This is a genomic window from bacterium (assembly GCA_026416715.1).
Lineage (GTDB): Bacteria > UBP4 > UBA4092 > JAOAEQ01 > JAOAEQ01 > JAOAEQ01.
Window position 1 is genome coordinate 26,535 of record JAOAEQ010000021.1, and the last position, 12,008, is coordinate 38,542.

At 39.2% G+C, this 12,008-nt stretch carries 7 protein-coding genes; 2 read left to right on the forward strand and 5 right to left on the reverse strand.

Features of this window, described 5'->3' with window-relative positions:
* Positions 1-23: 23 nt before the first annotated feature.
* From polA to N3A72_09455, 5 genes are all read right to left on the reverse strand, one after another.
* Positions 24-2,633: a DNA polymerase I gene (gene polA, locus N3A72_09435; protein MCX7919807.1), complete on the reverse strand. Its 2,610-nt coding sequence runs from the start codon at positions 2,631-2,633 to the stop codon at positions 24-26.
* A 442-nt stretch (positions 2,634-3,075) separates the two neighbouring features.
* A complete protein-coding gene (locus tag N3A72_09440; GenBank protein MCX7919808.1) occupies positions 3,076-6,762 on the reverse strand; it encodes a hypothetical protein in 3,687 nt (1,228 codons plus the stop codon).
* 47 nt (positions 6,763-6,809) lie between these two features.
* The gene (locus N3A72_09445; GenBank protein ID MCX7919809.1) at positions 6,810-7,310 is read right to left on the reverse strand and encodes a hypothetical protein; all 501 of its coding nucleotides are present in this window, start codon (positions 7,308-7,310) and stop codon (positions 6,810-6,812) included.
* Positions 7,311-7,322: 12 nt separating this feature from the next.
* Positions 7,323-8,993, reverse strand: a complete 1,671-nt coding sequence (pilM, locus tag N3A72_09450; protein ID MCX7919810.1) for a type IV pilus assembly protein PilM — start codon at positions 8,991-8,993, stop codon at positions 7,323-7,325.
* Positions 8,994-9,254: 261 nt separating this feature from the next.
* Positions 9,255-10,304, reverse strand: a complete 1,050-nt coding sequence (locus N3A72_09455) for a CehA/McbA family metallohydrolase (protein ID MCX7919811.1) — start codon at positions 10,302-10,304, stop codon at positions 9,255-9,257.
* Between the two features lie 194 nt (positions 10,305-10,498).
* On the opposite strand from N3A72_09455, the gene N3A72_09460 reads away from it, so the two are divergent.
* A complete protein-coding gene (locus N3A72_09460) occupies positions 10,499-10,984 on the forward strand; it encodes a hypothetical protein (protein ID MCX7919812.1) in 486 nt (161 codons plus the stop codon).
* Positions 10,985-11,099: 115 nt separating this feature from the next.
* Positions 11,100-11,888 (forward strand): hypothetical protein, encoded by a 789-nt coding sequence (locus N3A72_09465; protein MCX7919813.1) that lies wholly within the window; start codon positions 11,100-11,102, stop codon positions 11,886-11,888.
* The last annotated feature ends 120 nt before the right edge of the window (positions 11,889-12,008 follow it).

Consider the following 12,008-nt stretch of genomic DNA (forward strand, 5'->3'; position numbering starts at 1 on the left):
GTAGTCTGATAACTGAAAACTATTTAACATTCAGCGAGATTTTTCCCTACCTTAATATTGACAACCAGCGGAACTGTAAACCGCGCTACTGATTCCATTTCTTGCTTAACCACCGCCTGCATAACGTTCAGTTCTGATTTAGGTACTTCGAAAACCAACTCGTCGTGAATAGTTAATAAAATCAGACTGGTTAGCTTTTCCTTTTTCATTCTTCGATAAACATTCAGCATCGCTCGTTTTAATAAATCTGCAGCAGTACCTTGAATTGGTGAATTAATTGCAGCACGCTCGGAAAACTCACGTAGGTCACGATTCGGACTATTAATATCTGGCAGATATCGTCGCCGATTATAGAGCGTGGTAACATACCCTTTTTCCCGAGCAAAACTAATCGTTTGCGTAATATACTCTTTCACTCTAGGATAGCGCGCAAAATAGCGCGCAATATACGCTTTCGCTTCTTCCTGTGAGATTTTCAAACTCTGCGATAGCCCGAACGGAGATAAGCCATAAATGATCCCAAAATTGACTACTTTCGCTGCACGACGCATTTCTCCGGTAACCAACTCTGGTAGAACATTGAATATTTCTATTGCGGTCTGGGTATGGATATCTTCGTTATTCTTAAAAATATCCAATAACTTCTCATCTTGCGATAAATGCGCTAGAATCCTTAGTTCAATCTGTGAATAATCTGCACTTAAAAAAACATTGGTGTGAACTCGCGGAATATAACCAGCTCGAATTTTATCCGCCCAATCCCCTTGCGCCGGCAAATTCTGCAGGTTCGGTTCACTACTACTGAACCTGCCGGTAGCGGTTCCCGCTTGATTAAATGAAGTATGTAAGAGCATCGTTTCTGGGTCAACCAACGATAATACCGCATCGACATAGGTTGATTTCATTTTCGTTAACGTTCGATACTCCAGAATTTTCGCCGGTAACGGATGCAATGTCGCTAGTTCTTCTAAAACATCTACGTCTGTCGAGTAACCGGTTTTCGTTTTCTTTTTTACCGGCAGTTTGAGTTTCTCGAATAATATCGCCTGCAACTGTTTCGGTGAATTGATATTAAACTCTTCTCCCGCAAGCTCGAATATCTTATTCGCTTGTTTTTTCAATTCTTTTTCGAACTGCTCAGATAACTGACTAAAATATGATTTATCTATCTTTATCCCCGCGAGTTCCATTTCTGCTAAAACCGGAATTAACGGCATCTCGATGTCATAAAAAAGTTGGGTAAGGTCATTTTCGACCAACTTCTGTTCCATAATCGTTGCTAATTCACGGATGACATTCGCTTCTTCGATAAGTTGCGTCATAGCTGAAGGTTCCGACGTAAGCAAGTCATCTGATGGTGTTACCGCTGACAATGATTTCTTTAAATATGTCATTGCTAATTGTCGTAAGGTCAGCGATTGGGGCGGTTGCGAAGTTAATAAATATCCGGCTAAGAAAATATCAAAAGCAGCGTTAGTTAATTCGATACCATTCTTTTTCGCAAGAATCGTTTGTTGTTTTAAATCAAATCCGATTTTCTGCAGTCGTTTTGACTGCAATATTTCGCGAATACCGTCTTTCGTTTCATCGTTCCACAAAATAACATAATTTTTTCTTTCCGTTAAGGATAAGGCGACCGCTGTCATTTGCTTATTTCGCTGCGATATTGCCACATATATTTTTTGATGTTTATCAAGTTCTTTTTTCAACTTGGATATACCAGATGCAGATTCTATGGTTTGATAAACAACGTTCTCTGCGGATTTAGAAGTCTGCCCTTGAGGTAGTTCAGCTAGTAAACGGTTAAACTCTAACTCCCGAAATATTGCGGTTAATTCTTCATAGTTTGGCGAACTGATTTTCAAATCATCCACCTTAACCTCTAACGGTACAGAGGTGTCTATGGTTGCGAGCTTCTTCGATAACCGCGCTTGTTCAATATTGGTTTTTAATTGCTCCTGTAATTTATCTCCTTTAATTGCGTTTATATGATTTAATACACCGTCTAAATCGCCATATTCATTAATTAACCGAGCGGCGATCTTTTCACCAATTCCTGGCACTCCGGGTATATTATCTGAACTATCACCCATCAATCCAACAAAATCCGGAAATTTACTCGGCGGGACACCATACTTCTCGATAATTTTCGTTTCGTCATAAACATACTGTTCACCACGATGAATCCGTAATACACGAATGTGCTTGTTGACTAACTGCAACATATCCTTATCTCCGGTCACTAATACTACATCGTATCCTTCTTGTTCAGCTCGTTTCGCTAACGTGCCCATAATGTCATCCGCTTCAAACCCGGGTAACTCTAGGATAGTTATTCCCATGGCGCGAACAATTTTTTTTACCCACGGAATCTGGATAACTAAATCGTCTGGGGTCGGTTTGCGGGTAGCTTTATATTGAACGAATTCTTGATGCCGAAATGTCGGTTCCGGTAAATCAAAACAGATTGCGAGATATTCTGGCGATTCATCTTTTAACAGTTTCAAGAGCATTGACGTAAATCCATAAATCGCATTAGTCGGTAGCCCTTTAGAATTTGACAATGCAGCTATCGCATAAAATGCTCGGTAAAGGTAAGAACTGCCATCAACCAGAAATATTTTCGTATGCATGACAAAAAATTATACCGCAATGACCAACTACTAGAGCTATGGTTTCTTTTAGGATGTACTATATTTGGGAAAACCGGTTATGGAAAGTAAAAAATTACTTACTAATGTATTCCGGAATTTTTATCCATACATATCGACATTCAACGAAAACATATTGAGGGTTACGTAACAATATACCCTTGGTGAAATTCGTATCTTAATAAGAAGTTTTATTTCGGTCGGATGTCTATGCTTTATCTAAAAATATATCGATATACCTAATTAGCTTATGACTTATGATTTGTTATTTAAAAAGGAAGTTAACACTGTAGGAATTAACTATAAAATTATATCACATTTTTTGTGTTTATACAAGTTTTGTTGAAATTTATGATTTAGATAAGATATCCGCTACCAGAAAGTTCAATCTTTCTGGTAGACGGATATCAAACAACTTCTTGCATTAGTCAATAATCGTTGCGGTTAAGAAAATAAATAACCGACTGGTTTCAGTGTAATCTATATTCTTCTTAAAAAAGGTACGAATGATTGGGATACTGCCTAAAATAGGAAATTTCGATTCCGCAGTATGCGCTCGTTCGTGGATTAGTCCGCCTAGTACAATAGTTTCCCCCGTATTAACTCGTGCTTGCGTAGTTAATGTGCGCGTATCGATTACCGCTTGTCCTAATACTTCTGAATTTAATACATTTTTACTATATGGTGAATCAGCTAATCCTACATCCGGAATAACCATATTGATTGGAACGCGACCGACGATTTCCTGAACAGTCGGAGTAATGTTTAAAATTATCGAACCATCTTCGTGGATTGTTGGAGTTACGGTCAATGAAATATTCACTGAATCAAATGACCACGCATATGAAATTGTGCTGTTTGTCCATGTAACAGTTACATTCGGAACACTCTTATACATTGATAAGGTAGCCGATTGCTGGTTAATTACGGTTACCCTTGGTGATGAAATAGTTTTCGAAACTCCTTTAGCTTCCATTGCTTGGAACGTCGCAGATAATCCACCTTTGGTCTGGAGTTGATATAATGTATTACCGCCTATAAGGTTGGTGCCAAAAAGCGGGTCTAGGACATCAGCACTACCGCCAAAATTAACCTGGTCATATACCGGAGTTAGACTGCCAATATTACTTAAACTTGGAATTACCCAGTCAAAACCATATTTTTTTGCCATAGTTTCATTAACTTCGATAAACTTCGCTTCAATAGATACTTGCAATAGTGGGATATCCAGCTGTTCTACTGCTTGGAGAAACCGGTTCCACGCTTCCGGTTTATCACGGTCAATCCAGACTATCAGCGCATTACTCGGAGTATACTGCTGAATATCAAGAATCCCGATATCCTGCATAGACCGACGCTGGGGAAGTTGCGCTCCTTGTGGTTGACCAAACTGTTGTGCTTGGTAGAACTGCATCTGTTGTGCACCTTGTATCTGCCAGATTTCGATTTCTATCTGTGGCGGGTTGAACGTTGCTTTCGTTAACCGGATACGATACATATCCGCTTGAATACTCTGACCAAGAGTTAATGTCTGGTCACCATCTCGAGCGGGAGTCCGCCAATAAATCCTCGCTGATGGATTAGCCGTATCTCCAGTTAAACTAACTAACTCGATATATAAATCACCGTAGGTAACACCGCCTCCTGACCCTTGCGATAAGGTATATTTCGGTGCTGACCCGATACCGCCGCCACCGCCAGGGCCCTGTAAAATCCTACGTAATGCTTCTAATAATGAATTCGGTTCCGCATGTTTAATTTTATAAATTTTCCACGGCTGGTCTTCCAGCTCGGGAAGTTGTGCAATATAATCCGCGACTTTCTTCTGATTTATTTTGGTATCGACAACTGAGATAATTCCGCTTTTTTCATCTGGGATTAATCTTCGTCCACTTTCATACGCTTTATCTCGACCTTCCTGCGCATATAGCATTGCACCGAGAATTTCCGCTATTCCATCGACCATTTGTTTCCGTAAATTTGCTTTTCGTTCAGCTTCCGTAGCGTCGTCTTTCGGGTCTGCAAGTAATGCTCTTGGGACAACCCGATACGCATTCGCAACTAAATCTGATTCCGCTAATTTATCCATCATATTTTTGTTAGCGAGGAATTCTTCTACTTTGCGAATATTATCAAGCGTATCCCGAACGACCAACGTAGTTCCGCCTGGTTCTAAAATAACTTTGCGTTCGGTTATATCTACTCCTGGCACCGGTGACGCTTCTAATAATGCGGTTACTGCCTTTCTAACTTCTTCAGCTATACCTCGGCGGATGATAAATGTTTTATTGATTAACTCAGTCGGACGAGGTTCTACCGCCGGTAAATTGGTGGTAATATATTCATCCAACTTAGCAATATTTGCTTTTGTATCAGTAATGATAAGCTGATGTGTTCGTTCGTCAAGATATAATTGCTGACCAGCAATTTGCGGTTTTACATCTTTTCCATAAAGATAATCCTGCAACATCCGAGTTTCGACCATTAGATAATGCAGTTTACGCACCTGGTCATTATTTAACGTATATACTTTACTTTTTAAATCTGGAATTACTTGAATAGTATTCCCTATCCGATTATATTTAAATCCATATAAGGGCAGTAAATTGTCTAACGCTTGTTTCAATGACCAATTTGACGCGGAAAAACTTACTTTCGCTTTAACTCCTTCTCCAATGATAATATTAAACCCAGCTACCGCTCCCATTTGCGTCAAAACATCGCCAATTTCTTGATCTGGGACATCCATCGTAATTACCGGCGCTAACATTCTTTGTTCATTTTCTGCTTCTTGTTTAGCTAATTCTTCTGCTTTTCTCTGCTCTTCAAGTGCCTTTTCATATTCCGGACGAGTTTGTTCAATCATTAATTTCGCTTGACGATGGTCTGGAACTAATGACAGAACGGTTAACCATTCATTATGTGCAGTAATAAAATCGTTTTTATTTAACGCAGCTAATCCCGCTTGATAATGCGCTTCCGCTTCTTTCACTTTAGCTGCTAATTCCGCTTTCGCGCGTTCTGCACGAACCTTTGCTTCTGCTGCTTCTGCTCGTTTAATTTTTTCTGCATATGCCCGTTCTTCAGCATCCTGTTTTTTCTTCTGAACTACAACTTCTTTTTCTGGTCGAGTTTTTTGTTCTTTTGCACTAATTGCTGCCGCTTCTTTAGCTTTTTGTTTTTCCAAAGCTTGCGCTTCCTGCCGTAATATAGCTTCCAGCTTCTGCTGCGATTTTTCTAAAAGCGACTTCGCTTCTCCATTATTTGGGTCTAATTCTAAAACTTTCTGAAATTGTTCTACGGCTATTTCATATTGTTGTTGAGCATAGTTCTTCTTCCCAGCTTTGAGTAAATCGCTAATCTGCTGTTCCCGCAATTTCTCTTCCTCTTTCGCTTTCAATTCCATTTCTTTCTTCGCCGCTAACTCCTGCGCCCGCTTCTCAGCAGCAGCCCTCTTCGCCGCCTCCTCAGCAGCCTTCCGCTCCGCCATCTCTCGTGCCGCCGCCTCCTCAGCCGCCTTCTTCGCCGCTAACTCCTGCGCCCGCTTCAATCGCGCCTCTTCCGCTAACCGTGCCTTCTCCTCTGCTCGTGCGCGTTCTGCAGCTTCCCGCGCCGCTTTTTCCTGTGCTATCTGCTCTGCTTTCGCTCGTTTAATCGCTTCTTCTTGTGCTTTCTTTTCTGCAGCTAATCGTGCTCGCTCTTCAACAACTTTCTGTGGATTTGCAATCGCATCATCACATTTCTTGATATAACTTAACGCGTCTGGATGGCTCGGGTCTAACCGAATCACTCGCTCAAACTGCGCTTTCGCTTCCAGATATTTATCTTGTTCATACAAGGCAATTCCTTTTTTCAAAAATTCTTTAATCTTCGACTGTTTTTCCTTTTCATACGCTGCCATTTCATCTGCGGTTAATTTCGCAATACGCGTATCTCCTGTATTGACATCAGCGAAACTATTGGATACACTATAACTCTGAACTAAAATTGAAAAGCCGAGTATTAAACCAATAATTAATCTTGACGATGTCATTACCGTAAACCTCCCTAAGAGTTCTTTATAATATGCTTCAAACATATATTGTAACATTCTATTCATTTTTTTACTCATGGTAATTTCTCCCTAATAAATAATAAATGGTTTAGTTCAATTAAAAATTAATTTGTTGTTGCTTGCGCTGAAGCTTTTGCTTTTTCAGCTTTATTTTTCAATTTAATCGCAGGTTGTCGTGCTGAATCCTGCGCTAGTATTTCTTCACATAATCGGATCGTTTCATCATAATTTTGCTGGTCAAAAAATGCTTGGGCAGCTTTAAGTTTATCTGCTATTTTCTTTTCGAAATCATATCGGGTCATTACATCGCGAAAATCAAATAAATTTCGGGATAATAATTTGGTTTTATAATCGGATTCATCAAAAGATTTCATGCCGGCAATGGTTTTAGCCACTGCTTCCGCACTCTCTTTCGGAAAATTAATTGTTTGTTGCTTTTGCAATTCTACTTTCGGCATATAATCTTCAGCGGTCTTTTGCCCACTTTGTGCTAATATCACTAACATCAAGATAAAAATTATTGCTAAGAAAGCAATCAGCAACCATTCTTTCCAGGCAAAAAGTAATTTTTTTATTTTACTGGTGTCAATTTGTTTAGCTGCCATATATATTTTAATTTACGATTTTTCCGTAGGCGGTTTACATTGTACCGTAAATCGAAATACCGTCACAGGTTTTCCTAATCGGTCATCGGTTTGGGTTTTCATTTCATCGAGACTTGATTTTTTAAAATGATGTTTATTTGCTGGATTATTTAACCTATTACCAAAATCTACTACTGAATCTTCTCGTAAAGCCTTTCCTTCTATAATCAAGGTATAATCCGCCCCGCCAGTAATCTTCGTAAACCAGACATCAACTGGAGTCATTTGATTTAATTTTACTAGTTTATCCAACCAATAGGTTCGATTCGCTATGACTAACGATAAATTATCATATTGTTTTACCAAGTTATCTTTTTTCTGATTAATTTTCTGATATTTATCATACCCAGCTTTACTAGCTAATGCTTTTTGATTTAATAATGAAATTGCCTCTTGTTTTTGTTTTAATTCGTTTCCGCCAAATTGTGCCCCGGTAAATATAATGGCAGCTAACAATCCGGTAGCGATTGCTAATTCAATTCGTTTCGCAGAAAATTCACGAACGCTTTTAATTTCCTCGGGCAGGAAATCAACTTTAATAAGTTCGGTTACTTTTGGCAACCCACGTAACGCTAATCCAACACACGTGGTGAGAAAAGGAAGCTGGTCAGAATAACTATCACGTAATTCGGTTAATCCTTGCCAGGTCGGATAATCTTGCACGAGCTGAACAGTTGTTCCGATTTTCATTTCTAAAAATTGGGCTATCCCAGGAAGTTTTGAAGTCCCACCACTTAAAATAATGCGACCGATAGCAATGCCATCGGGTTGCGAAATATAATAATCAAAGGTTCGGCGAATTTCGCCAATGAGTTTTTCTAACGCACTACCCACGGCGTCTTGAATCAATTTCTCGCGTTGTTTCGTTTCATTTCCGGCTTCGCTTTCTTCAAACAATTCAAGTTCGAGCGGTGCTTTCCCTTCATTAATCTTAATATCTTCAGCTTCATTTAACGAGATATTTAATGTACTCGCAATCCCCCGGGTGATTTCTATTCCGCCAATAGGTGCGGTTCGTGTGAAACTTAGTTTCCCATTGCGAATAATGCTAATATCCGTTGCCGACGCTCCGATATTCATCAACGCGATTGCTTCTTCAGAAGGAGTTGGATCAATATATTTATGAAAATTATATAATGCAACAGGAGTTACATCCAGAAATAATGGTTTTATGCCTGTTTTACTGAGAAACTCGATATATTCTGCAATAGATTCTTTTTTACTCCCAACCAGTAAAACCTCAACCTCAGTAGATTCAGGAATTTGACTGATTTGATAATCAAGTTGGATTTTATCTAATGGGAAAGGTATCTGGTGACGGGCTTCGTAAGCAATTATTTTTGCCAATCGGTCTTCAGGGGCAATCGGTAATCGCATTTTCCGAACAAATACTTGATGTCCAGGTAACCCGAAAATTGCTTTTTTAGCCGAAATTTTATTTTCTTTCAGCAACGATTGTATCGTTTCAATCACCGTGGCAGTTCTCGCTTCAGACGTTTCAGATTCAACAAACGGGATTCTCTTAACCGCAACGCGGTCAATCACAACACTATTACGTGTTCGCCGCAACTCAACAGCTTTAACGGTTCCACTACCTATATCAAGCGATATCATTTTTTTCGCCGACAATAAATTACCTACCATAATCTAATCGTAAATAATTATACATTGTATCACATTAGAATAGCATATTCAAATAAATTATTACACGTTTAATAAACTACTACAATAAATTTCTTATTTTGTTAATGAGTTATTTTTTGGATAATTGATTATTTTTCCTAATTTTGTCTATATATTTATATACTTGAATAGCAATAACTGTCAAGATAATTCTGCGAATTATATCCCAAAATAAATTTTTTTGGTGAGTGTATCAATCATATCTAATTTCTAAATTTTTGGCTACTTGAGCGATGTTGCTCGAAGATAAATGGGATTAGAATATATCCACGGATGCCGATGATATGTAACTTCAACTCGATACACGCCAGGAGAATTAAGCTTATAAACGATTTTATGGGTTTGTTCGCGATAAATAACTTGTCCATCTTTAACGAGTTTTACCATAACATATTTATCGTGTATAGGTATAGTTATGTGACAATATATCGGAAACGACGGGCAAAGTTCATCACCCATTATTCCCAATATTTTTTCTTTTTTATCAACAGCAACAAAATTAAATCCGCTAGATAACGCAATTCCATCATTCGCCAAGAACACATGACCGGATTTCAATGCCTGATAAACTCGTTTTGCATCCTCGATTCCTTTGTAACTTAAAGGAGCGGACAATAATATGTGTGTTCGGATAGTTTTAAATACCTGGTGATACGGTAATATCACTGGTCGTTTGAATGGCGTTAATACTTTCGCATGAGCATCAACGCCGCCAATTGCAACCACTCGCCGAGTTTGAGTTAATTCATCCCATTTTTTTATTGTTTCTAGGGAAGGACCACTAATCGTATGCTGCGGATTTAACCAGCGTTTCGCAAAATTGAGCCAAGTTAAATCTTTCGCCCAATCCGCGAGATACGACCATAATTCAATCCCGGTAAATTCAGGCACATTCCAGTTTTTCCAGGAAACATTGCGAATTGCAAATTGCCAATTACTGCCAAAATGTGGATGTGCTATGAAACTTAATCCTTGATGTTTGTGTATATCTATCAAATATTGTTCCGGTTTTTTTCGCCGACCGGAAATCCGACTCGAAATGTTTAATGCTAGACAATGCCCCGCCCGACCAGAAATTTCTTCACCGACCAACACTAACGTTTTCCCATGCCAACCCTCGATGTGTTCTTTTTTAGCGCGAATCGTGTTATGGTCAGTTATGATTATATAGTCTAATTCCGCTTCCTGAGCGGACTTGATGATTTCTCGCAACGAACCTGAACCATCAGAATAATGACTATGGATATGAATCGCACCGAGGATTTCGAACATATTTCATTAGATAGAATACCGTAGAAAGAAACCGTTTGTCAAAAGAAACAAAATGGGAATAATCGGCGTAATAAAAATAATGTAAATTTTATCGTTAAATGTGCTAAGTTAAGTTGACCATATCATAATCCTATGCTAAACTTAAAGCGGTAGGTTATGTTGAATTTTATAAAGGGTATTGCGATTGATTGCTTATGTTCACAACATTTTGGGATTGGGTATTAGGAATAGGAATTCTCATCGTCTTGATTTTATTTTTTGGTGAAATATATATTTTTTATCGTGACCGCAGGTCGTCAGCAATATTTGCGGCATTAAGTTATTTATCTGTAGCCATTGGATTAAGTTTTTATTTCACCAGTTCATTATGGCTCCGTTTGGTTTTCGGTCCGCTCATATTCATTTTTGCGTTCATTTTATTTTGGGTAAGTTACTCTGCACGGAAAGAAGAACGCGCTCCGCGCGCGATTTTCATCTCAAAAACACAAAAGGAAAAAGAAGCTGAAAAACAATCAAAATTAGAAAAGAAAAGGGTTGCTGAGATTTCTGCTTCCGGAGCTATCGCTGCGGAAAAACGAACTACCGCACGAATTCCAATCGCTGGCGGAAAATCCCTTCCTAAAAGTGGTTCAAGTGCAGGAAAAACATCGCCACCGACTACTGGAAGAACGAGTAAATAGCGTTTCGCAATTATCAGAACAGCGACCTTATACCTATTTAACAGTAACTTAACTAATGTTATAACAAATTTTCACCATTATGGTTGCAGATACCAAGAACCCTATCAATTGTAGAATGGCTGACTGTCAGTATTATTCCGAGCAGATAATGAATACGTCGGAAGGACAGGTTAAGCAGGTATTCTGTGCTTCACCAAACTGGGCATTATTATCGGTTACTCGGATTGACCTCGGTTGTCCATCATACCGACTGGATTGGACAAAACGAACCAGTCAACTATCGACCCCGGAAATTAAACCAGTTCAACCGAAACCGCAACCTGAAGAATCTACCGCAGCAATCCTCCCTAGAAAGCCTCAAGCTACCGCTCCTTCGAAACCAACTCTAAGTAAAGTGAAAAATCGGAATAATGATCAACCGAATGCTCCCGATAGTCTGAAACCGAAACCACGGCAAAAACCGACCCCAGATTTCGCACCGCCAGTTAGTCCGAAACCTGAACCAGAACACGTGCCAACAAAAGCTTTTTCTCGGATGAAAGATTTACCGCCGCCGGAAGAAATTGTTCGTCGGTTTATCGAATCGTGGAATAAGCAAGATTTTGCTGCGGAATATCAATGTTTATCGCAAACCTTGCCATTACCACCGCTCGGTGATTATATTCAATCCCGGCAATCGATATATCAAGCATTATCGCAACAAATTGGAAAAGGAACCCCACCTCTCCAGCAAGTGGAGATTAAGAAGGTCGAATTCCGTCCTGGCGGAGTTTATATCGAATGCCTACGGAAAGATATTTTGGGTAAAGAAGAAAAACATTATCTTCAGGAGTTTTTGCTCCGTCGAGAAGAAGGCGGTTGGAAAATCACGCATGTCCATTCAAAACGATTGCGAACCACCTAGTTTATACAATTCATTAAACGCTCACTGCCCGCCTAACTTTGCCTTTATAATGTCTAATATTGGAACGTAATGAGAATTGAACCGTTCAATTCTCATGATGCCCAAGTAACACATCACTCA

Bases quoted from the DNA above. Each gene is read 5' to 3' on its own strand.
- N3A72_09440 (MCX7919808.1), bottom strand. From the start codon at position 6,762: ATGAGTAAAAAAATGAATAGAATGTTACAATATATGTTTGAAGCATAT.
- N3A72_09455 (MCX7919811.1), bottom strand. From the start codon at position 10,304: ATGTTCGAAATCCTCGGTGCGATTCATATCCATAGTCATTATTCTGAT.
- polA (MCX7919807.1), bottom strand. From the start codon at position 2,633: ATGCATACGAAAATATTTCTGGTTGATGGCAGTTCTTACCTTTACCGA.
- N3A72_09460 (MCX7919812.1), top strand. From the start codon at position 10,499: ATGTTCACAACATTTTGGGATTGGGTATTAGGAATAGGAATTCTCATC.
- N3A72_09445 (MCX7919809.1), bottom strand. From the start codon at position 7,310: ATGGCAGCTAAACAAATTGACACCAGTAAAATAAAAAAATTACTTTTT.
- N3A72_09465 (MCX7919813.1), top strand. From the start codon at position 11,100: ATGGCTGACTGTCAGTATTATTCCGAGCAGATAATGAATACGTCGGAA.
- pilM (MCX7919810.1), bottom strand. From the start codon at position 8,993: ATGGTAGGTAATTTATTGTCGGCGAAAAAAATGATATCGCTTGATATA.